Source organism: Streptococcus sp. F0441 (genome assembly GCF_000314775.2).
Classification (GTDB): domain Bacteria; phylum Bacillota; class Bacilli; order Lactobacillales; family Streptococcaceae; genus Streptococcus.
The window spans coordinates 904,811-927,151 of the sequence record NZ_KB373321.1; the positions used below are offsets into that span (position 1 = coordinate 904,811).

The 22,341-nt window shown below is 40.7% G+C and carries 28 protein-coding genes and 1 other annotated feature; of the genes, 27 read left to right on the top strand and 1 reads right to left on the bottom strand.

The window, feature by feature from the left end:
• The first annotated feature begins 49 nt into the window (after positions 1–49).
• From cvfB to HMPREF9188_RS04335, 3 genes are all read left to right on the top strand, one after another.
• Positions 50–904: an RNA-binding virulence regulatory protein CvfB gene (gene cvfB, locus HMPREF9188_RS04325; protein WP_009730017.1), complete on the top strand. Its 855-nt coding sequence runs from the start codon at positions 50–52 to the stop codon at positions 902–904.
• A gap of 8 nt (positions 905–912) precedes the next feature.
• Complete coding sequence (locus HMPREF9188_RS04330; RefSeq protein ID WP_009730018.1) at positions 913–1,128, top strand: YozE family protein; 216 nt, start codon at positions 913–915, stop codon at positions 1,126–1,128.
• 80 nt (positions 1,129–1,208) lie between these two features.
• On the top strand, positions 1,209–2,195 hold the full coding sequence (locus HMPREF9188_RS04335) for a PhoH family protein (RefSeq protein ID WP_000658174.1): 987 nt from the start codon (positions 1,209–1,211) through the stop codon (positions 2,193–2,195).
• Between the two features lie 51 nt (positions 2,196–2,246).
• Here HMPREF9188_RS04335 and ald read toward each other — a convergent pair whose 3' ends face one another.
• Entirely contained in the window at positions 2,247–3,359 is a 1,113-nt protein-coding gene (gene ald / locus HMPREF9188_RS04340; RefSeq protein ID WP_009730019.1) for an alanine dehydrogenase, read from the bottom strand.
• A gap of 176 nt (positions 3,360–3,535) precedes the next feature.
• Here ald and HMPREF9188_RS04345 point away from each other — a divergent pair, with 176 nt between their 5' ends.
• The 24 genes from HMPREF9188_RS04345 (at position 3,536) to HMPREF9188_RS04460 (ending at position 22,293) form a co-directional block, all read left to right on the top strand.
• Positions 3,536–4,105 (top strand): GNAT family N-acetyltransferase, encoded by a 570-nt coding sequence (locus HMPREF9188_RS04345; protein ID WP_000443758.1) that lies wholly within the window; start codon positions 3,536–3,538, stop codon positions 4,103–4,105.
• A gap of 66 nt (positions 4,106–4,171) precedes the next feature.
• On the top strand, positions 4,172–4,822 hold the full coding sequence (locus tag HMPREF9188_RS04350; RefSeq protein ID WP_000387314.1) for a helix-hairpin-helix domain-containing protein: 651 nt from the start codon (positions 4,172–4,174) through the stop codon (positions 4,820–4,822).
• Entirely contained in the window at positions 4,806–7,046 is a 2,241-nt protein-coding gene (locus HMPREF9188_RS04355; protein WP_009730020.1) for a DNA internalization-related competence protein ComEC/Rec2, read from the top strand. Before HMPREF9188_RS04350 ends, HMPREF9188_RS04355 begins: the two co-directional genes overlap by 17 nt.
• Before the next feature lie 186 nt (positions 7,047–7,232).
• Entirely contained in the window at positions 7,233–7,421 is a 189-nt protein-coding gene (locus tag HMPREF9188_RS04360) for a hypothetical protein (RefSeq protein WP_050542166.1), read from the top strand.
• Positions 7,422–7,453: 32 nt separating this feature from the next.
• A complete protein-coding gene (locus HMPREF9188_RS04365) occupies positions 7,454–8,047 on the top strand; it encodes an ATP-binding cassette domain-containing protein (RefSeq protein WP_009730022.1) in 594 nt (197 codons plus the stop codon).
• On the top strand, positions 8,044–9,228 hold the full coding sequence (locus HMPREF9188_RS04370; protein WP_009730023.1) for a hypothetical protein: 1,185 nt from the start codon (positions 8,044–8,046) through the stop codon (positions 9,226–9,228). Before HMPREF9188_RS04365 ends, HMPREF9188_RS04370 begins: the two co-directional genes overlap by 4 nt.
• 155 nt (positions 9,229–9,383) lie before the next feature.
• Positions 9,384–9,515: a sequence feature (ribosomal protein L20 leader region), on the top strand.
• A 15-nt stretch (positions 9,516–9,530) separates the two neighbouring features.
• Positions 9,531–10,061 (top strand): translation initiation factor IF-3, encoded by a 531-nt coding sequence (gene infC, locus HMPREF9188_RS04375; RefSeq protein ID WP_000848184.1) that lies wholly within the window; start codon positions 9,531–9,533, stop codon positions 10,059–10,061.
• 32 nt (positions 10,062–10,093) lie between these two features.
• Positions 10,094–10,294, top strand: a complete 201-nt coding sequence (gene rpmI / locus HMPREF9188_RS04380; RefSeq protein WP_001125942.1) for a 50S ribosomal protein L35 — start codon at positions 10,094–10,096, stop codon at positions 10,292–10,294.
• Between the two features lie 51 nt (positions 10,295–10,345).
• Positions 10,346–10,705, top strand: a complete 360-nt coding sequence (rplT, locus tag HMPREF9188_RS04385) for a 50S ribosomal protein L20 (RefSeq protein WP_000124830.1) — start codon at positions 10,346–10,348, stop codon at positions 10,703–10,705.
• 58 nt (positions 10,706–10,763) lie between these two features.
• On the top strand, positions 10,764–11,144 hold the full coding sequence (gene gloA / locus HMPREF9188_RS04390; protein ID WP_000157143.1) for a lactoylglutathione lyase: 381 nt from the start codon (positions 10,764–10,766) through the stop codon (positions 11,142–11,144).
• A gap of 247 nt (positions 11,145–11,391) precedes the next feature.
• Entirely contained in the window at positions 11,392–12,192 is an 801-nt protein-coding gene (locus HMPREF9188_RS04395) for a dihydroorotate dehydrogenase electron transfer subunit (RefSeq protein ID WP_009730024.1), read from the top strand.
• A complete protein-coding gene (locus HMPREF9188_RS04400; RefSeq protein WP_198006244.1) occupies positions 12,155–13,141 on the top strand; it encodes a dihydroorotate dehydrogenase in 987 nt (328 codons plus the stop codon). Before HMPREF9188_RS04395 ends, HMPREF9188_RS04400 begins: the two co-directional genes overlap by 38 nt.
• Before the next feature lie 110 nt (positions 13,142–13,251).
• A complete protein-coding gene (locus HMPREF9188_RS04405; RefSeq protein WP_009730026.1) occupies positions 13,252–15,504 on the top strand; it encodes a glucosaminidase domain-containing protein in 2,253 nt (750 codons plus the stop codon).
• 167 nt (positions 15,505–15,671) lie between these two features.
• Entirely contained in the window at positions 15,672–16,715 is a 1,044-nt protein-coding gene (locus tag HMPREF9188_RS04410) for a DNA/RNA non-specific endonuclease (RefSeq protein WP_009730027.1), read from the top strand.
• Positions 16,716–16,851: 136 nt separating this feature from the next.
• Positions 16,852–17,652 (top strand): EbhA, encoded by an 801-nt coding sequence (locus HMPREF9188_RS04415; RefSeq protein ID WP_156811828.1) that lies wholly within the window; start codon positions 16,852–16,854, stop codon positions 17,650–17,652.
• Between the two features lie 113 nt (positions 17,653–17,765).
• Entirely contained in the window at positions 17,766–18,002 is a 237-nt protein-coding gene (locus tag HMPREF9188_RS04420) for a DUF2829 domain-containing protein (RefSeq protein WP_009730029.1), read from the top strand.
• Positions 17,995–18,693, top strand: a complete 699-nt coding sequence (locus tag HMPREF9188_RS04425; protein ID WP_009730030.1) for a 3-oxoacyl-ACP reductase — start codon at positions 17,995–17,997, stop codon at positions 18,691–18,693. The genes HMPREF9188_RS04420 and HMPREF9188_RS04425 overlap by 8 nt, the downstream gene beginning before the upstream one ends.
• Positions 18,694–18,735: 42 nt before the next feature.
• Positions 18,736–19,071, top strand: a complete 336-nt coding sequence (locus tag HMPREF9188_RS04430; protein WP_009730031.1) for a hypothetical protein — start codon at positions 18,736–18,738, stop codon at positions 19,069–19,071.
• 17 nt (positions 19,072–19,088) lie between these two features.
• Positions 19,089–19,511: an SMI1/KNR4 family protein gene (locus HMPREF9188_RS04435; protein ID WP_009730032.1), complete on the top strand. Its 423-nt coding sequence runs from the start codon at positions 19,089–19,091 to the stop codon at positions 19,509–19,511.
• 17 nt (positions 19,512–19,528) lie between these two features.
• Positions 19,529–19,684, top strand: coding sequence for a hypothetical protein (locus HMPREF9188_RS10590; protein ID WP_002883126.1), 156 nt, complete (start codon positions 19,529–19,531; stop codon positions 19,682–19,684).
• A 241-nt stretch (positions 19,685–19,925) separates the two neighbouring features.
• A complete protein-coding gene (locus HMPREF9188_RS04445; protein WP_000568347.1) occupies positions 19,926–20,297 on the top strand; it encodes an Imm51 family immunity protein in 372 nt (123 codons plus the stop codon).
• 61 nt (positions 20,298–20,358) lie between these two features.
• Positions 20,359–20,964 (top strand): DUF6707 family protein, encoded by a 606-nt coding sequence (locus HMPREF9188_RS04450; protein ID WP_009730033.1) that lies wholly within the window; start codon positions 20,359–20,361, stop codon positions 20,962–20,964.
• Between the two features lie 43 nt (positions 20,965–21,007).
• Positions 21,008–21,856: a putative PEP-binding protein gene (locus HMPREF9188_RS04455; RefSeq protein WP_009730034.1), complete on the top strand. Its 849-nt coding sequence runs from the start codon at positions 21,008–21,010 to the stop codon at positions 21,854–21,856.
• The gene (locus HMPREF9188_RS04460; RefSeq protein WP_009730035.1) at positions 21,853–22,293 is read left to right on the top strand and encodes an ASCH domain-containing protein; all 441 of its coding nucleotides are present in this window, start codon (positions 21,853–21,855) and stop codon (positions 22,291–22,293) included. The genes HMPREF9188_RS04455 and HMPREF9188_RS04460 overlap by 4 nt, the downstream gene beginning before the upstream one ends.
• The last annotated feature ends 48 nt before the right edge of the window (positions 22,294–22,341 follow it).

Genomic DNA, 22,341 nt, shown 5'->3' on the forward strand with positions numbered 1-22,341 from the left:
AAAAACTCAGTTGGCATTGCTGGCTGAGTTTTATTCGAAAGAAGGAAATATGAATACAAATCTTGCAAGTTTTATCGTTGGACTTATCATCGATGAAAATGACCGTTTTTACTTTGTGCAAAAGGATGGTCAAACCTATGCACTTGCCAAGGAAGAAGGTCAACATACAGTAGGGGATACGGTCAAAGGTTTTGCCTACACGGATATGAAGCAAAAACTTCGCTTGACAACTCAAGAAGTGACTGCCACTCAGGATCAATTTGGTTGGGGAACTGTAACGGAAGTTCGTAAGGACTTGGGTGTTTTTGTTGATACCGGTCTACCTGATAAAGAAATCGTTGTGTCACTCGATATCCTCCCTGAGCTCAAGGAACTCTGGCCTAAGAAAGGTGATAAACTTTACATCCGTCTTGAGGTGGACAAGAAAGACCGAATCTGGGGACTCTTGGCTTATCAGGAAGACTTCCAACGTCTGGCTCGTCCTGCTTACAACAACATGCAGAACCAAAACTGGCCAGCCATTGTTTACCGTCTCAAGCTGTCAGGGACCTTTGTCTATCTGCCAGAGAATAACATGCTTGGTTTCATTCACCCAAGTGAGCGCTACGCAGAGCCACGTTTGGGACAAGTTTTAGATGCGCGTGTCATCGGTTTCCGTGAAGTGGACCGCACTCTGAACCTCTCCCTTAAACCGCGTTCTTTTGAGATGTTGGAAAATGATGCCCAGATGATTTTGACCTACTTGGAAAGCAATGGCGGTTTTATGACCTTGAATGATAAGTCATCCCCTGAGGATATCAAGGCAACCTTTGGAATTTCTAAAGGTCAGTTCAAGAAAGCACTCGGAGGCTTGATGAAGGCTGGCAAAATCAAGCAAGACCAGTTTGGTACAGAGTTGATTTAGGGAGGCATATGAGAAAATCATTTTACACTTGGCTCATGACCGAGCGAAATCCTAAAAGTAATAGCCCCAAAGCCATCTTGGCAGACCTCGCTTTTGAGGAGACAGCCTTCCCAAAACACACGGATGATTTTGATGAGGTGAGTCGCTTCTTGGAGGAGCATGCCAGTTTCTCTTTCAACCTAGGAGACTTTGACGCCATCTGGCAAGAATACTTAGAACACTAGAGACAATGAGATGAGGCTAGTATTTTATTGTTCTCTTTGCTATAATAAAAAGAAATAAAAGGATTAGAGAGGTTCTTTATTTGAAGGAACATTCAATAGACATTCAACTGAGTCATCCAGATGACCTGTTTCATCTTTTTGGTTCCAATGAACGCCATCTTCGTTTGATGGAAGAAGAGCTTGATGTTGTGATTCATGCCCGTACGGAGATTGTGCAGGTTTTGGGAGAAGAAGCTGCATGTGAAGAAGCCCGTCAGGTTATCCAAGCCTTGATGGTTTTGGTGAATCGTGGGATGACAGTAGGGACGCCAGATGTGGTGACGGCGATTAGCATGGTCAAAAACGATGAAATCGACAAGTTTGTCGCCCTTTACGAAGAAGAAATCATCAAGGACAATACAGGGAAGCCTATTCGTGTCAAAACCTTGGGTCAAAAGCTTTATGTGGACAGTGTCAAACAGCATGATGTGACCTTTGGAATTGGGCCTGCAGGGACAGGGAAGACCTTTCTTGCAGTGACCTTGGCAGTGACTGCCCTTAAACGTGGGCAAGTCAAGCGGATTATCCTGACTCGTCCAGCAGTGGAGGCAGGTGAGAGTCTAGGTTTTCTTCCGGGTGATCTCAAGGAGAAGGTGGATCCTTATCTTCGACCAGTTTATGATGCCTTGTATCAGATTCTCGGCAAAGACCAAACGACTCGTCTTATGGAGCGTGAGATTATCGAAATTGCGCCCCTTGCTTACATGCGTGGTCGGACCTTGGACGATGCTTTTGTCATTCTCGATGAGGCACAAAATACGACCATCATGCAGATGAAGATGTTCCTGACTCGTTTAGGATTTAATTCGAAGATGATTGTCAATGGAGATATCAGTCAGATTGACCTGCCGCGTAATGTCAAGTCCGGTTTGATTGATGCCCAAGAAAAGCTTAAGAACATTCACCAAATCGACTTTGTTCATTTTTCAGCTAAGGATGTGGTTCGTCATCCAGTTGTCGCTCAGATTATCCGAGCTTATGAACCAGCTCCAGTTAAGGTTGAAGAAAAGAAGGAAGAAACAGAATAGCAAAAAAAGCAGTTCAGATGTGAACTGCTCTTTTTTAATGAGTGTCTAGCTTTAAACAAGTTCGTCGATAGAAGTATGATCTTTATTGAGGCCTTGAGCAACTGGGAGGCTGGTCAAGTAACCTTGATAAGTGGTTACACCTTGACGCAAGCCCTCATCTTCAGCAATTGCTTGTGCGAATCCTTTGCCAGCCAAAGCATCGATATAAGGAAGAGTGACATTGGTTAGGGCGATGGTTGAAGTACGGGCAACCGCACCAGGGATATTGGCAACGGCATAGTGGAGAACACCGTGTTTTTTATAAACAGGCTCATCGTGCGTTGTCACACGGTCAGCTGTTTCGATAACGCCACCTTGGTCAACAGCAACGTCAACGATGACAGATCCTGGACGCATTTGTTTGACCATCTCATCTGTCACCAATTTCGGTGCTTTGGCACCAGGGATGAGAACTGCACCAATCACCACATCAGCATCTCTCACACTTGCTTCGATGTTGAATGAATTGGACATAAGAGTTTGGATTTGGTTTCCAAAGACTTCTTCTAGAACTGAGAGTCGTTTGGCACTGATATCTAAAATAGTCACTTGAGCACCGAGTCCAAGGGCAATGCGGGCAGCATGTGTACCGACGACACCACCACCGATGATGGTTACTTTTCCTTTTGAAACACCGGGCACACCACCTAGTAGGACACCAGAGCCACCAGCTTGCTTAGTAAGGAAGTGAGCTCCGATTTGAACCGCCATACGACCTGCAACCTCACTCATAGGAACGAGGAGAGGTAGTTGTCCTTGATTATCACGAACAGTTTCATAGGCAATTCCTGTTGTTTTGGCTGCTAACATAGCATCTGCTAATTCTGGAGCAGCTGCCATGTGCAAGTAGGTGAAGAGGAGAAGATCATTACGCAAATAACCGTATTCAGAAGCTAGTGGTTCTTTTACTTTCACGACTAATTCGGCAGCCCATGCTTCAGCAGCAGTAGCGACAATCTCAGCTCCTTGCTTTTGATAGTCAGCATCAGTAAATCCTGAACCGAGACCAGCATTTGTTTCGATGAGGACACGATGTCCACGACTAACTAAACTATGGACGCCAGCAGGAGTGAGGGCAACGCGGTTTTCATTATTTTTAATTTCTTTTGGGATTCCGATTAACATAGAGATAACCTACCTTTCAATTGACGGGATTGTTTTAGTTGTCACATTTCGGTTCATAAACCAAAAATGTGATGGTTTTATTGTATATGAAACCGCTTCAAAAATCAAGAAAAACTTGTCATCCAAATTTATTTATGCTAGACTAGTGAGAATCAAGATTTAATGGAGGGAAAAGTATGGAATCAATATTTGTGAAATTTGCCCAGTATCCATCTATAGAAACGGAGCGTTTATTGCTCCGACCTGTAACCTTGGATGATGCGGAAGCTATGTTTCAGTATGCCTCAGACAGAGAAAATACACACTACACTTTTCCAACAAATCAAAGCTTAGAAGAAACCAAGAACAACATCGCTCAGTACTACTTGGCCAATCCCTTGGGACGCTGGGGAATCGAACTAAAAAGCAATGGTCAGTTTATCGGAACCATTGACTTACACAAGATTGATCCTGTTCTGAGGAAGGCAGCTATTGGCTACATTATCAATAAAAAGTATTGGAATCAAGGATTGACGACAGAAGCCAATCGTGCGGTGATTGAGCTGGCTTTTGAGCAGATAGGCATGAACAAGTTGACTGCCCTTCACGATAAGGATAATCCCGCATCAGGCAAGGTCATGGAGAAATCAGGTATGCGTTTTTCCCACGAAGAACCTTATGCCAGAATGGACAAAAAAGAGCCAGGACGAATCGTCACAAGAGTTCATTATGTCTTGACCAAGGAAGACTATTTTGCAAATAAATAAGCAGTTGAAAAGAAATTTTCGACTGTTTTTTCTTCCTCTTACGAATAATCTAAGAGAGGAGAAAATATGGAAGCAATTATCGAGAAAATCAAAGAGTATAAAATCATTGTCATCTGTGCAGGTTTGGGTCTGGCCTTAGGCGGCTTTTTCTTGTTAAAACCAACTTCACAAACACCTGTGAAAGAAACAAATTTACAGGCAGAAGTTGCATCTGTTTCAAAGGATTCAACTTCTGAAAAAGAAGTGAAGAAGGAAGAAAAGGAAGAGTCTCCTGAACAAGATTTGATTACAGTAGATGTCAAAGGTGCTGTTAAATCGCCAGGGATTTATGATTTGCCAGTAGGGAGTCGGGTTCATGATGCCGTTCAGAAAGCTGGTGGATTGACAGAGGGGGCAGATAGCAAATCGCTAAATCTCGCTCAGAAAGTCAGTGATGAGGCTCTTGTCTATGTTCCAACTAAGGGAGAAGAAGCAGCTAGTCAGCAGGCTGCCTCTGAAACGACTCCCTCGACAAGTAAAGGAAAGAAGGTCAACCTCAATAAAGCTAGTCTGGAAGAACTCAAGCAGGTCAAGGGACTGGGTGGCAAACGAGCTCAGGATATTATTGACCATCGTGAGGCAAATGGCAAATTCAAGTCGGTAGATGAACTCAAGAAAGTCTCTGGCATTGGCGCTAAGACCATAGAAAAGCTAAAAGATTATGTCACAGTGGATTAAGAATTCCCCTATCCCCCTAATCTATCTGAGTTTTCTGTTACTCTGGCTTTACTATGCCATTTTTGGAGCGTCCTATCTCGCACTGCTAGGTTTTGTTTTTTTGCTTGTCTGTCTCTTTTTCCAATTTCCTTGGAAATCGGCTAGAAAAGTTCTAGCTATTTGTGGAGTTTTTGGATTTTGGTTTCTGTTTCAAACTTGGCAACAGACACAAGCTAGTCAAAACCTAGTGGATTCTGTTGAGAGGGTACGGATTTTGCCTGACACTATTAAGGTCAATGGAGATAGTCTGTCCTTTCGGGGCAAGGCTGAAGGCCTCACCTTCCAAGTTTACTATAAACTCCAGTCCGAGGAAGAGAAAGAGCACTTTCAGGCCTTAACAGATCTTCATGAGATTGAACTAGAAGGAAAACTGTCCGAGCCAGAAGGGCAGAGGAATTTTGGTGGATTTGACTACCAAGCCTATCTGAAAACTCAAGGGATTTACCAGACACTGACTATCAAGAGCATCCAGTCACTTAAAAAAGTTAGCAGTTGGGATATAGGTGAAAATTTGTCGGCTTTACGTCGAAGGGCTGTAGTTTGGATCAAGACGCACTTTCCAGACCCCATGCGCAACTATATGACGGGGCTCTTGCTGGGACATTTGGACACGGACTTTGAGGAGATGAATGAGCTTTATTCCAGTCTAGGAATTATCCATCTCTTTGCCTTGTCGGGTATGCAGGTGGGCTTTTTCATGGATGCCTTTAAGAAACTCCTCTTACGATTGGGCTTGACCCAAGAAAAGTTGAAGTGGCTGACTTATCCCTTTTCTCTTATCTATGCTGGTCTGACAGGATTTTCAGCATCGGTCATTCGCAGTCTCTTGCAAAAGTTACTGGCCCAACATGGCTACAAGGGCTTGGATAATTTTGCCTTAACAGTCCTTGCCCTCTTTATCATCATGCCCAACTTTTTCTTGACAGCTGGAGGGGTTTTGTCCTGTGCCTACGCCTTTATCTTGACCATGACCAGCAAAGAAGGGGAGGGGCTCAAGGCTGTTGCCAGAGAAAGTCTGGCCATTTCTTTAGGAATATTGCCCCTTTTATCCTTCTATTTTGCAGAATTTCAACCTTGGTCAATTCTCTTAACCCTTGTCTTTTCCTTTCTGTTTGACTTGGTATTCTTACCACTTTTGTCCATCTTATTTATCCTGTCTTTTGTTTACCCAGTCACTCAGCTTAACCTTGTCTTTGAATGGTTGGAGGACATCATTCGCTTGGTATCGCAGATGGCAAGCAGGCCCTTGGTCTTTGGACAACCCAACGCATGGCTTTTGATTCTTCTCTTAGTTTCATTAGCCTTGGTCTATGATATGAGGAAAAACATCAAAAGACTAGCAGGATTCAGTCTCTTTATTGTGGGGCTCTTTTTCCTGACCAAGCATCCACTGGAAAATGAAATCACCATGCTGGATGTGGGGCAAGGTGAAAGCATTTTTCTACGGGATGTAACTGGTAAAACTATGCTTATAGATGTGGGGGGCAAGGCAGAATCTGATAAGAAAATCGAGGCTTGGCAAGAAAAGGCAACGACTAGCAATGCCCAGCGAACCTTGATTCCCTATCTAAAAAGTCGAGGAGTAGATAAGATTGATAAGCTGATTTTGACCAACACAGATAGGGAACATGTTGGAGATTTACTGGAGGTGACCAAGGCTTTCCATGTCGGAGAGATTTTAGTATCAAAAGGAAGTCTGACACAGAAGGAATTTGTGGCAGAATTAGAAGTAAGCCAAACTAAGGTACGCAGTGTGACAGCAGGGGAGAATTTACCGATTTTTGGCAGTCACTTAGAAGTCCTATCTCCAGGGAAGATTGGAGATGGGAAGCGTGATAATTCTCTGGTTCTTTATGGAAAACTTTTGGATAGGCACTTTCTCTTCACAGGAAATTTGAAAGAGGAAGGAGAGAAGGACTTGCTGAAGCAATATCCTGACCTAGATGTGGATGTCTTGAAAGCAGGCCAACATGGTGCTAAAACCTCATCAAATCCAGCTTTCCTAGAAAAACTCAAACCAGAAATTACTTTCATTTCAGTTGGAAAAAACAATCGTGCGAAACTCCCCCATCAGGAAACCTTGACACGACTAGAAAGTATCAAGAGTAAGATTTACCGAACTGACCAGCAAGGGGCTATCCGCTTTACAGGGTGGAATAGTTGGCGAATTGAAAGCGTTCGTTAGGAAGAAAAATGTTATATATTAGTTAAATAAACTAAAAATCTGTTGCATAATACTGAGAAAAACGATATAATGAAAGTGCTTTCAATAGTAGTGATATAAATGCAATGTAAACATGAAGAATCAGCAAAAGTCGTTTTATTAGCTAGTTTGTTATCTATTGGTCTTTTTCAGTCCAGTGTATCTGCTGTGAGAGTCACTAAGAGTTATTGGTATGATTGGAATACCGTGTGGGAATATAGTACCAACTATCACGACCATCAATATGCTTGGATTCCGTCATGGTCTCGTTATGAAGGCTATTCTGAGTATAAAATTGGTTCTGGCTGGAATTACGATCGTTATGAAGTCATAAACTACTACAGCGGAGGTTATTAATCGTTAAAGAGTGAGAAAAAGGAGGGCTGTATATGATAACTCTTACTCATGTTGCCTTAAAAACGCGACAAGTCATCTTGCAAGATGCGGATTTCACCTTTAAAAAAGGCAGGATTTATGGCCTTCTTGCTATCAATGGCTCGGGAAAGACGACCCTGTTCCGAGCTATGAGCAAGCTACTTCCCCTTAGTAGTGGACATATCGCAGCCCCTCCTTCTTTGTTTTATTATGAGAGCGTTGAATGGCTGGATGGAAACCTAAGTGGGATGGACTACCTTCGTCTTATAAAAAACATCTGGAAGTCAGACCTGAACTTGAGGGATGAAATTGCCTATTGGGAAATGTCTGACTATATCAGTCTTCCCATTCGCAAGTATTCCTTAGGCATGAAGCAACGCTTGGTGATTGCTATGTATTTCCTCAGTCAGGCGAAATGCTGGCTCATGGATGAGATAACAAATGGCTTAGATGAGTATTATCGACAGAAGTTTTTTGATAGGCTGGCACAAATCGATAGAAAAGAACAGCTGGTTCTTTTGAGTTCCCACTACAAAGAGGAGTTAATGGAGATTTGCGATAGCATCGTAACCATTCGTCAGGGGCAGATAGAAGAGGTTCCGTTATGAAAGATATTAGCCTATTTTTGTTAAAGAAAGTTTTCAAAAGTCGCTTAAACTGGATTATCTTAGCTTTATTTGTATCTGGACTCGGTGTTACCTTTTATTTTAATAGTCAGACTGCAAACTCCGTCAGCTTGGAGAGAGAGTTGGAAACTAGTCTTGTAGACCGTGAGAGAGTCATCAATGGATATGAAGAGAAACTCTCCCAAATATCTGACATCAGCTCGGAGGAATACCAGATTGCTGAAAGTAATTTAGAATTGCAAAAAAATCTTTTGACTCAAAAGAAAGAAATTCTGGCTTTGTTAAAAGAAGGACGCTGGAAAGAAGCCTACTATTTGCAGTGGCAAGCTGAGGAAAAGAGTTATGAAATTGTATCGAAGCAACCGACTTCTAGCTCTGACTTTAAAATGGCGGTTGACCGCGAACGAAAGACTTACCAAGCCCTATATCCCTTGAACATAAAAGCCCACAATTTAGTTTATCCGACCCACGGGATTGATCAGATTGTCTGGATTTTAGAGCTTATCATCCCAAGCTTGTTTGTGGTTGCTATTATTTTTATGCTAACACAACTGTTCGCAGAAAGATATCAAAATCATCTCGATACAGCTCAGTTATATCCTTTTTCAAAAGCGACATTTGCCATGTCCTCTCTTGGAGTTGGGGTGAGCTATGTAACCGTGCTGTTTATTGGAATCTGTGGATTTTCTTTTCTAGTGGGAAGTCTGATAAGTGGTTTTGGACAGTTAGATTATCCCTACCCTATTTATAGCTTAACCAATCAAGAGGTAACTATTGGAAAAATACAAGATGTGTTATTTCCTAGCTTGCTATTAGCTTTCTTAGCCTTTATCGTCATTGTGGAAGTCGTCTACTTGATTGCTTACTTTTTCAAGCAAAAAATGCCTGTTCTCTTTCTTTCACTCATTGGGATTGTTGGCTTGTTGTTTGGTATCCAAACAATCCAGCCTCTTCAGAGTATTGCACATCTGATTCCCTTTACTTACTTGCGTTCAGTAGAGATTTTATCTGGAAGATTACCTAAGCAAATTGATAATATCAATCTAAATTGGAGCATGGGGATGGTCTTACTTCCTTGCCTGATTATCCTTTTGTTAGTGGGGATTCTATTTATTGAAAGATGGGGAAGTTCACAGAAAAAAGAATTTTTTAATAGATCCTAGCTTTCCTATAGGGAAAATAAGTAAAAACTAACATAGAGAGGGAATCAACTTGATTCTCTCTTTTTGATGTGGACATCAAGAAGAAAACAGAAAGTTTTTAAAAAATTGACTTTTTATCTTGACAAGGGATAGAAAACTTGGTATCATATAAAAGTTGAGAAAAGCAGAAGTGAGAGCTTCTCGCCTTGTGACATCAAGTTGCCTGGCCCTACGGATGAAAAGTTTCTAAGAAACGCTATCATAACGTGCGGGCTTGTATTATTACGAGTCCGCTATTGTTTTTCTCTAATAATAAAAAAGAGGTGAAAACCATAGCAAAGCAAGACTTATTCATCAATGATGAAATTCGTGTACGTGAAGTTCGCTTGATCGGTCTTGAGGGAGAACAGCTAGGCATCAAGCCACTCAGCGAAGCGCAAGCATTGGCTGATAGTGCAAATGTTGACTTAGTATTGATTCAACCCCAAGCAAAACCGCCTGTTGCTAAGATTATGGACTACGGTAAGTTCAAATTTGAGTATCAGAAAAAGCAAAAAGAACAACGTAAAAAACAAAGTGTTGTTACTGTGAAAGAAGTTCGTCTGAGTCCAACTATTGACAAGGGTGACTTTGACACAAAACTTCGCAATGCACGCAAGTTCCTTGAGAAGGGAAATAAAGTTAAGGTATCTATTCGCTTTAAGGGTCGTATGATTACCCATAAAGAGATTGGTGCAAAAGTTTTAGCTGAGTTTGCTGAAGCAACACAAGATATTGCAATCATCGAACAACGAGCTAAGATGGATGGACGCCAAATGTTCATGCAGTTGGCGCCAGCAACTGACAAAAAATAATTGTCAGAAAGTTAAATAAAGGAGAAAAAATCATGCCAAAACAAAAAACACACCGCGCATCAGCTAAACGTTTCAAACGTACAGGTTCTGGTGGACTTAAACGTTTCCGTGCTTACACTTCTCACCGTTTCCACGGAAAAACTAAGAAACAACGTCGTCATCTTCGTAAAGCATCTATGGTGCATTCAGGAGATTTCAAACGTATCAAAGCAATGCTTACTCGCTTGAAATAATAGCCTAACAGTAAGTAAACAATTCTAGGAAATATTTGGAGGAAATAAAACATGGCACGTGTTAAAGGTGGCGTTGTATCACGCAAACGTCGTAAACGTATTCTTAAATTAGCAAAAGGTTACTATGGAGCTAAACACATCTTGTTCCGTACTGCAAAAGAACAAGTAATGAACTCTTACTACTATGCATACCGTGACCGTCGTCAGAAAAAACGTGACTTCCGTAAATTGTGGATCACTCGTATCAATGCGGCAGCTCGTTTGAACGGACTTTCATACTCACAATTGATGCATGGTTTGAAATTGGCTGAAATCGAAGTTAACCGTAAAATGCTTGCTGACTTGGCTGTTAACGATGCAGCAGCTTTCACAGCTCTTGCAGATGCAGCTAAAGCAAAACTTGGTAAATAATCACTTTTAAGACTGGTACAGGATTGTCCCAGTCTTTTTTGACATAAAGGAGAGAAAGATGGCTTCAAAAATGCTACATACGTGTTTGCGAGTAGAAAATCTTGAAAAATCAATCGCATTTTATCAAGACGCTTTTGGTTTTAAAGAATTACGTCGCAAGGATTTTCCAGATTATGCCTTTACCATTGTCTATCTAGGACTTGAGGGTGATGACTACGAGTTGGAATTGACCTATAACTATGACCACGGCCCTTACGTGGTAGGAGATGGCTTCGCCCATATCGCCCTCAGTACACCTGATCTTGAAGCTCTTCATCAAGAACATAGTGCTAAAGGCTATGAGGTTACAGAGCCAAAAGGCCTACCAGGAACCCCACCAAACTATTACTTTGTCAAGGATCCTGATGGCTACAAGGTCGAAGTCATTCGTGAAAAATAACCCAGTGAAGTCAAGTAGAATGTTCGTTTTCTACTTGACTTTTTTTCTTTGAAAGAGTATACTAATAAAAATTTAACCTTTAAGGGGAGTCCAGAGAGACTCACAAGGTGTCAGATAAAAGGGATAGGGAACTCTCTGTGGGGACTTTTTTTAGTGTACGCATGAGTTCTAGCCTAACCTAACTGAGGCCTTGCTACTGCAAGGCCTTTTCTTTATCTGGTCCCCTTAAATTTAAGGAGGAAAAGTCATGAATCCCACATGTAAAAAACGTTTGGGTGCCATTCGTTTGGAAACCATGAAGGTGGTTGCACAAGAGGAAATTGCGCCAGCAATCTTTGAATTAGTCCTAGAAGGGGAGATGGTTGAAGCCATGCGAGCCGGCCAATTTCTTCATCTGCGTGTGCCTGATGACGCCCATCTCTTGCGCCGTCCTATTTCAATTTCGTCTATCAATAAGGATAAGAAGCAGTGTCATCTCATTTATCGGATTGAGGGTGCTGGTACAGCTATTTTTTCAACCTTACGTCAGGGAGATACTCTTGACGTGATGGGGCCTCAGGGAAATGGTTTTGACTTGTCTGATTTAGACAATCAGAGCCAAGTTCTCCTCGTTGGTGGTGGGATTGGTGTTCCACCCTTGCTTGAGGTGGCTAAGGAATTGCATGCGCGTGGGGTGACAGTAGTGACAGTCCTCGGTTTTGCGACTAAGGATGCTGTTATTCTCGAAACCGAATTGGCCCAATATGGTCAGGTATTTGTAACGACAGATGATGGTTCTTATAGCATCAAGGGAAATGTTTCTGTTGTCATCAATGATTTAGACAGTCAATTTGATGCTGTTTACTCATGTGGGGCTCCGGGAATGATGAAGTACATCAATCAAACCTTTTATGATCATCCAAGAGCCTATCTATCTTTAGAATCTCGTATGGCTTGTGGGATGGGTGCTTGCTATGCCTGCGTTCTAAGAGTGCCAGATAGTGAGACGGTCAGCCAACGTGTCTGTGAAGATGGCCCTGTTTTCCGTACAGGAACGGTTGTATTATAAGGAGAAAGTCATGACTACAAATCGTTTACAAGTTTCTCTACCAGGATTGGATTTGAAAAATCCCATCATTCCAGCATCAGGCTGTTTTGGTTTTGGTCAAGAGTATGCTAAGTACTATGATTTAGACCTTTTAGGCTCTATTATGATCAAAGCAACGACACTTGAACCCCGTTTTGGCAATCCAACTCCAAGGGTGGCAGAGACACCTGCTGGTATGCTCAACGCAATCGGCTTGCAAAATCCGGGTTTAGAAGCTGTTTTGGCTGAAAAACTTCCTTGGTTGGAAAGAGAATACCCAAATCTTCCTATCATCGCTAATGTAGCTGGCTTTTCAAAACAAGAGTACGCTGCCGTTTCTCGAGGAATTTCCAAGGCAGCCAATGTAAAAGCTATCGAGCTCAATATCTCTTGTCCGAATGTAGATCACGGCAATCATGGACTTCTGATTGGGCAAGATCCTGACTTGGCTTATGAAGTGGTAAAAGCGGCTGTGGAAGCCTCTGATGTGCCAGTCTATGTCAAGCTTACTCCTAGTGTAACAGATATTGTCACCGTCGCCAAAGCCGCAGAAGATGCAGGGGCAAGTGGCTTAACCATGATCAATACTCTAGTCGGTATGCGCTTTAACCTCAAAACTCGCAAACCAATCTTGGCCAATGGAACGGGTGGAATGTCTGGCCCAGCAGTTTTTCCAGTAGCCCTCAAACTCATCCGTCAAGTTGCCCAAACAACAGACCTGCCCATCATTGGAATGGGAGGAGTGGATTCGGCAGAGGCTGCACTAGAAATGTATCTGGCTGGAGCGTCTGCCATCGGAGTTGGAACAGCCAACTTTACCAATCCTTATGCCTGTCCTGATATCATCGAAAATTTACCAAAAGTTATGGACAAATATGGCATTAGCAGTTTGGAAGATCTCCGTAAGGAAGTCAAAGCCAGTCTGAGATAAGCTAGGTCTTCCTTATTGTCAACAAGAAATAGAATCTTCATCAATTTGTAATATTTCCGTCGGTTAACTATGTTACAATAGGGTTTAGAAAACGTTATTGGAGTATTTAAATGAAACGATGGAAAGTGGCCCTAGTAAGTGCTGGTTTATTGGGGTGTTTTTTTACTGTAGTGGAGACAGCAAGAGCTGAAGAAGGTACATGGCAAGGAAAGACCTACCTCAAAGCAGATGGGAAGCCAGCAACCAAGCAATGGCTTTTTGACCAAACGCATCAGAACTGGTTTTATCTTAAAGATGATGGTCAACGTGCGGAAAACGGTTGGTTGACTGTTGCTGGTAAGGACTACTATTTTGATGCTAATGGAATCTTGGCTACAAATACTTGGGTCAACCAATATTATGTCAATGCTAATGGTGCCAAGGCCAAGGACCAGTGGCTTTTTGACCAAGAAGGACAGAGCTGGCTTTACCTTAAGGCTGATGGTCAGAGAGCTAAAAACGAGTGGATTACTCAAGGACAGGAAAAATATTACCTTAAAGAAGATGGCAAGATGGCCAAAGATGAATGGGTCACTCAAGGTGAGAACCAATACTACGTTAATTCTCAAGGTAAAATGCTGAAAAGTACTTGGCTTGGTAAGAACTATTTGTCAGAAAATGGTAAAAAGGTCAAACAAGGTTGGATCCATGATGACAACTATAGCAGTTGGTTCTACATTCAACAAGATGGTACCTATGCTGAAAATGGCTGGCAAACCATAGATGGAAAGGACTACCATTTTAAATCAGGCGGTTATCTTTCTACCGAGCGTTGGATTGATCGCTTCTATGTTGCTAAAAGTGGAGCTAAATTGAAATCGGAATGGCTCTTTGATAAGAATTACGATTCTTGGTTTTACTTGAAAGCAGACGGTAGCTATGCCGAAAAAGGCTGGGAAACGATTAAAGGTAAAGATTACCATTTCAAATCAGGCGGTTATCTTTCAACTGAGCGCTGGATTGACCGCTTCTATGTTGCTAAAAGTGGAGTTAAGCTGAAATCGGAATGGCTCTTTGACAAAAATTATAACTCTTGGTTTTACTTGAAAGCTGACGGAACCTATGCTGAAAAAGGTTGGCAAATCATCAAAGGTAAGGATTACCATTTCAAATCCGGTGGCTACCTCTCCACAGAAACTTGGATTGACCGCAGCTATGTGACGAGTAGTGGAGCAAAAGCTGGTAAAGGTTGGCTCTTTGACAAGAATTATAACTCATGGTTCTATATCAACTCTGATGGAAATTATGCCAATAAAGAATGGATCTGGGATAATGGTTACTACTATCTCAAATCTGGCGGTTATATGGCTGCAAGTGAGTGGGTGTGGTACAAGAACAATTGGTTCTACCTCAAGTCAAATGGGAAGATGGCTGAGAAAGAATTAATCTACGATTCATCCGATCAATCATGGTACTACCTTAAATCAGGCGGTTATATGGCAAAAAACGAGACTGTAGATGGTCATACCTTGGATGCCTCAGGTAAATGGCATGTTGCGGATAAAACCAAGTATTATAAGGTAAAACCAATCACGGCTTATGTCTATAGTGCATCTGGAGATATCTTGAGTTACATTAATCAGGGAAGCATCGTTTCACTGGATAGCTTGACGCGAAAAGGTGGCCGACTTGCAGTTTCGATTTCTGGCTTGTCTGGCTATATGAATCAAAGTGATTTGACAGCAGTGGATGAAGGAAGCGAGTTTATCCCTCATTATACTAGTGATGGGAAATTCCTCTACCATGAACTCTCTCCTTACACGAGTATCAAAGTAGCTCCACACACATCTGCTATGGTTATTGGTAAGAAGTACTACTCAACTGATGGGGAACATTTTGACGGCTTTACCATTAAAAATCCTTTCCTTTATAAAAACCTGAGAGAACCAAGTAATTATAGTGCAGCTGAATTGGATAAACTGTATTCGATGATGAACTTGCAGGATAGTCCTCTTGCGGGTAAAGGAGCGACTTTCAAAGAAGCTGAGGAACGCTATGGTGTCAATGCCCTTTACCTAATGGCCCATAGTGCCCTTGAAAGTGCGTGGGGACGCAGTCAAATTTCCAGAGATAAGAACAACTTCTTTGGTATTGCGGCTTATGATACTAGCCCATATCTTTCAGCTAAGAGCTTTGATGATGTGGACAAAGGGATTCTCGGAGCGGCCAAGTGGATCCGTGAGAATTACATTGACTACGGCAGAGACCACCTTGGAAATAAAGCAACCGGGATGAATGTTCGCTATGCTTCTGATCCATACTGGGGTGAGAAGATAGCCAGCATCATGATGACTATCAACAGCAAACTTGGTTGGAAAGACTAATCAAAAGAAATCAGCGGTAACTACTGAAAAGTAGTTATCGTTTTTGTTTTGGACATTGGAGGAGAAATAGTATAATAACAGTCTCTTTATTCTTGAACAATTAACAAAATGATAGTAAAATGTAATAGGAGATATTAATCTAATTACTATATAAAAAGGAGAATTTTATGAAAAAGTTACTATCCTTCTCAATTGCCTTGCTTTCAATCACAACACTAGTTGCTTGTTCTGGACATAAGGCGGAATCAAAGGTCCCAGAAGAAAAAATTGAACAGAAGCAAATCAAGTTTGATGAGAAGTTGTTTAAAGAAGCTGGACTCTTGCCTTTTAAAAATGAAAAGCAGCTAGAACTTGGGGAATTGGATTCTAAATCACGCGCAACGGGTGCTCATATTCAACTTAAGGACAGCGATGAGCCAACTGAGAAGAGAGAGCCTAAGATAAGTTATAACCCGGTTGGTTGGCATAACTATAATTTTTACTATGGAGATGGTTCTAAAAAGGCATGGTTAATGAATCGAGGTCATTTGATTGGGTACCAGTTTAGTGGATTGAATGATGAAAAGAAAAACTTGGTTCCTATGACTAACTGGCTCAATGCTGGAACATATTATGGAACAGATAACACTAATCAAGAAAGCATGCTTTACTATGAAAATCGATTGGACTCCTGGTTGGCCAATCACCCAAACTACTATCTTGATTATAAGGTGACCCCAATCTATCAAAAGGACGAATTGATCCCGAGACAGATTGAATTGCAGTATGTGGGAATAGATGAAAATGGCAAACTCTTGGAAATCAAGGTGGGTGGTAGTAAAGAAAAGGTTGATCAGTATTCAGTGACGCATGTCGTTTTAGACAATGTTTCAGCTAATGCGGAAATCAATTATTTGGATGGTACTGCCAAAAATACAGTTGAAAACAAAGAAGAAAAAGCTAAGAAAGAAGCTGAGGAAAAAGCCAAGAAGGAAGCTGAGGAAAAAGCCAAGAAAGAGGCTGAGGAAAAAGAAGCAGCTGAAAAGAAAGCAAAAGAAGAAGAGCAAGAAAAAGCTCGCCAAGCCGCACAAGAAAAGGAAGAAAGCCAGGAATCAAACTCGCAATCAACAAATTCAGGTGGCTACTTCAGAGATAGAAAAGGGAGATGGCACAGACCAAATGGTAAATTTGCTTCTAAGAAAGAAATCAGAGAAGCTGGATTGCAGTGGTAGGAAGAATTTAGTAGATATACAGTCAAAAAGCCGTTGGGAAACGGTTTTTTTGTTGCTTGTTTTGATGTATTGATGTATTATAGTAAAATTGTGAAGATATTAAATACTTTTTGGAGATTGAAATGAAGAAAAAATAATGATATTGTCAATGTGTCTCATCATAGGAATTTCTGGTCTAGGATACTATTTCTTATCCTATGCACCACATCAAGCTGCTGTAACTAAGTTTGAAGATGTAGTAAAGGATTTAAATGAAAAAAATAAAGAAGTTGAAGATCAAATAGCTGAGGCTGAAAAGGTTGTTGATAATGATGAAGAACCTCTTGATTCTAAGACATTGGAAGAATTGAAATCAACTATAAAGGATAGCAAAGATTCACTTCGTAAAGTACCAGAAATGGAGAAAGCGACTGCTAAGATTGAGAAGCAAATTGAAGAATTAAGTCAACCATTAGATTATAGTGAAACAAAAAAGAATTTATCTGAAAAATTGATTCACTATCAAAATAGCATTCTTCAATTAAAACAAATTACAAATCCTTCAAGTTCTTTTATTGAAGAAAGACTCAAAGAAATTGAATCAATTACTGGAGTACAATCTGTTACGGAGGATAATGACCCTAATAAAAAATTAAATAAACAAGGTGGGTATACAGCGTCTGTATATTTTGTTGACAAGCAAGTGAATGAATCTGTAGAAGGCTCAGATATTGTTCAAAAAGGTAATGATGCTGGTGGAAATATAGAGGTTTATAAGACAAAAGAAGATGCAGAAAAGCGCAATACTTATATTAGTGCTTTTGATGGAACTGCTTTAAATCCGGGATCACACTATGTTTATGGAACTGTATTAATTCGCACCTCGCACCATCTAACAGGAACGCAACAGAAAGAACTGACTGAGAAAATCTACAATAAATTAATTGAACTGAAATAATAAAAAAATTGGATAGCTATTAATTTTATTGAACTAAGATACCGTCAAAAAGCCGTTGGGAAACGGTTTTTTGTTATAATTAAATTAATAATGTAGCATTAAAGGAGAACATCATGACTTTTGAAGAAATCTTGCCTGGATTAAAGGCTAAGAAAAAATATGTACGAACTGGTTGGGGAGGGGCTGAAAACTATGTGCAGCTTTTTGACATCATCGAGCAAAATGGGGTTGCACTTGAAGTGACGCCTTATTTCCTAATCAACGTGTCTGGAGAAGGGGAAGGTTTTTCCATGTGGAGCCCGACACCTTGTGATGTTTTGGCGACGGATTGGGTAGAAGTGCATGACTAGACGTGTATTGATTACGGGAGTGAGCTCAGGTATCGGACTTGCTCAAGCTCGCCTCTTTTTAGAGAAGGGTTATCAAGTTTATGGTGTAGATCAGGGAGAAAATCCAGTTTTAGATGGTGATTTCCACTTTTTACAGAGGGATTTGACATTAGACTTGAAACCTGTTTTTGACTGGTGTCCTCAGGTGGATGTTTTGTGCAATACTGCTGGAGTTTTGGATGCTTACAAACCACTTTTGGAACAGACAGCGCAGGAAATTCAAGAAATCTTTGAAATCAACTATGTGACTCCAGTTGAGATGACACGACATTATTTGACACAAATGCTGGAAAGTAAAAAGGGAATCATTATCAATATGTGTTCGATTGCTTCTAGCCTAGCTGGTGGAGGTGGTCACGCCTATACCTCGTCTAAGCATGCCTTAGCTGGCTTTACCAAGCAGTTGGCTCTAGACTATGCAGAAGCTGGGATTCAGGTCTTTGGTATCGCTCCGGGAGCGGTCAAGACAGCTATGACCGCTGCGGACTTTGAGCCAGGTGGGTTGGCTGACTGGGTAGCCAATGAAACGCCAATAAAGCGCTGGATTGAGCCAAGTGAAATTGCAAAAGTCAGTCTCTTTTTAGCTAGCGGTCACGCATCTGCCATGCAAGGACAAATTCTGACCATTGATGGTGGTTGGAGTTTGAAGTGATGCTTTGGTACAGTTTGCATTGTTCACTATTGGAGGTTAAAGATGGAACAAGATATATTTGGATTTGAGTTTCCAAGTTTCTACCATCAGTTTTTATTGGAATGGGACGAAGTAGATCCTTATGAGATTGGTGACTCAGGTATCTGTTTATATGCTAAGGAGGATCTCTTAGAGTGTAATGAGACCTATCAGATAGAAGTAGATGAACCAGACTTCTTTATGATTGGTCAAGAGGGAGATTTGGCCTACTTTATCAAGAAAAATGCTGATGATTGCATTTATGAAAATGATTTGGGTGCTTTGGGCTCTTTAGAAATGCAAAAAGTTGCTGCAACTGTCTATGACTTTATTGACAAGGTCTTAGAAGAAAGATTGTAAAAATCGGAGGGATAATTATGCTGAGAGCAACAGATGCGAATGAGGCAATTACAAGAGAAGACCTTTTACAATTTGAGGAGAACCTTGGAAAGAAATTGCCGGAAGCCATGTTAAACTTTTATCTCAAGTACAATGGTAGTCAATCTTGTGTGTCTGGTGTTCATGATGACAAACATCTCTTTCCTTTTAATGCTTTTTATTCACTAGAGGAGATGGAGAAGGCCCTCAACTGGTTTGATGATGAGGTTGTTCCAGCAGGATTTAAGGCTAAAGACCTCCTTCATTTTGCCTATGATCCTGGGTCTGGCAACTATGCTCTGTCTCTAAGGGAAGAAGATTATGGCAAGGTTTACTACTATGTTTTAGAAGAAAGAGCCGAAATTTTTGGTCAATGGTTTTCATTTGAGGAATTTTTAAACTCTTTTGTGGAAGATGAGTAGAAATAAAAAGAGCAATCATGCGTAAACACCAATTTTTTTCACTAGCAGATATTTTAGAGCAAGTTAAGTTAGAACAATGTACTCAAGATGACTTTTGCCTCTATGGCAATGATGAAGGGAATTTGGATCTCGATAGCCTTTATTTTGGTGTCGGATTATCCAGTTGTAGTTGATGATAAAGATGTTTACCCTGTGGAAGTAGTAGAGAGAAATCTTAATCTGGTATATTATGGTGAGCATCTGATAGATGTCCTTCTAGTGCATTGGATGAAAAGCCAGACGCAAGCCCTGAATACTTGGTCGATGCCTTAATTTATTATAATCAACATGATACTTTTATTCCCTTTGCCTAGTAACTAAGCTGGATTTGCATAGTTCTATTAAACATAAGCGAATACAGTAAGGAGTCAAGAAATGATAGATTACAAAATGGTAAATAAAAAAATTTCACCTTTTAAATTTTTAGTCCATGATGAAGAGACACAAAGTGTTCGAGGGTCGCTCATTTATTATCCTGGTGGAGAATACAGACAGGAAGTATTCGACACTCGGGAAGATGAGGGATTCGAAGGAAATGGATACGATTGGGCATCTCTTGCTTTGATATTTTTAGAGGAAAAAATGCCTGAATTAAGCGAATCTATTGACTTTGATCCAGAAGGAAGTATGTTTTGTGCCTATTCTTCCAATATTGATGCCTTAGCAACATTTGCTTTAGGTTTTAAGGAGTTTTGCGACGATTCTGAGTCTATGATAGACTTGTTTAGTCGAGCAGAGTTAGATTAGCTGATTAGAAAAGCTTTAACTACTAGATATTTGACTAGGGAAAAGACACAAAGGAGTTAAGATGAAGCTGATAGAAGTATTTGAGCTAGTGGAAAATCATCCAGATTTAAAACCCTATGTAGAAAAGATTTTAAAAAAGCACATGAAGACCAACTGTTCCTATCTTGAGTCTCTTAATCACCTTGCTTATTTACTCTATCTAGATGGTCAAAAAGAACTAGCTAAAAAGTTGTTAGATATTTTGCTACAAATTCCCTTTGAAGGAGATTATAATAGTTGGACCTTTGTTGAGAGTTCAATAGTCTTGTTGGCCTATATGGAAAAGCAGACGGAAAATCAGGTATCCATCTATCAAAATCTCCTTTTAAGTCCACTAGATTCTGGGGAGGAAACAACTAGAAAAATAAGAAGGAGAGTACATCAGAGATTTTTGAATGGTGATACCTTGGAACAAAAGCTTGCAAAAATCGAGCAAGCTTCGACCTTTACATCTGAAATTGAATGGCGCTTACTTTACTTAGCAGACTTGTTAAAACTCCAGTTGTTTAGTGCGGAATCAACTCTGGACGAGGCGGATATCCAGTCTAAAATAGAAGAACAAATCGAAAGATTACAAAGCTTTATCAAGGAGCAAGGTATTGTTAGCCTTTTCCCTTTTAAGGGATGAGGAAGTGTGGCTAAATTTGAAGGATGGAAAGAGGTGAATGGCTATGAAAAACCAGCTAGCCCTTAGTGGCGAGAAAATCGCTGAAAAAGTTTATCCTCAACTATTTCACCACATTGGCATGATTCGTGGGGAATACTTGTTGAGAGAGCTCAACCAAAACATCCTGTTACCAAGTTGTCAGCAATTTGTAAAAGATTATCTAGACACTATTTGCTCCTTGTATTCAGATGAAGAGGTATGGTATCGTTTTTCAGAATTAACGAATACAGAAGCCAATTGTTTAGTGGGAACTAAAGAGTTTTTGGATGAAAATCATCCCTTGTTTGGATACAGAGGAACTAGGCGTTTACTGGCGTGTCCGGATGAATTTCAGGCTGAGGCAAATGTCGTTACAGAAGTTTATCAAACCAATCCCAATCTGTCTGTTATTTTTCCTTTTGTCAATGATGCCGACCAATTAAAACAAGCTATTAGAGTATTGCGTGAGTATGGTTTTACCGGGAAAATCGGCACAATGATTGAATTACCGTCAGCTTATTTTGACTTGGACAGGATACTGGAAACTGGTATTTCAAAGATTATAGTTGGAATGAATGATTTGACTTCTTTTGTTTTTGCGACTGTGAGAAATAGTCAATGGCATGATATAGAAAGTCCGATTATGTTAGATATGCTGAGACAGATGCAGGATAAAGCAAGGATGAAAAAAATTGACTTTGCTGTAGCAGGCTATCTGAATGCCTCTTTCATACAACAAATGAATCAGATGGGTATCAAATGCATTATCCACTACAGTTCTATTCCAGAGATTTTTAATTTAGAGATTGACCATCCAGAACACCTCAAACGTGTAAAAAAAGTAAGTAAAAAATTACAAAGGAGCAACCTATGACACCGCAAGAAATGTGGAATGCCTACAAGAAAATCAACCCATCGATCGGAGATGAAATCGATGCTTGGGCTTTTGGAGTGGAAGCCGATCTCTTGGCAGATTTGGTTTTAAAAGGCGAAAAGACTGCAACCGCCTCAGCCTATGATCTTTATTCAGTTGATAACGAACCCCTGCCACAAGAAGGGACCTTTGACATCATTTTAGATAGCCAAGATCGGGCTGTATGTATTATCGAAATTACAAAGGTTTCCGTTCAGCCTTTTCATCAAGTGTCAGCTGACCATGCCTTCAAAGAAGGGGAAGGTGACAAATCCCTAGCCTATTGGCGTCAGGTTCATGAGGACTGTTTCGCTGAGTGGCTGAGAGAGGCAGGACTGACTTTTACACCTGAAAGCAAGGTTGTTTTAGAAGAATTTCGCAAGGTCTACCCACTGTAGACTGTTAGACGGAAGAAAGTTTTGGAAATCACCGTCCAATCCTTTTTT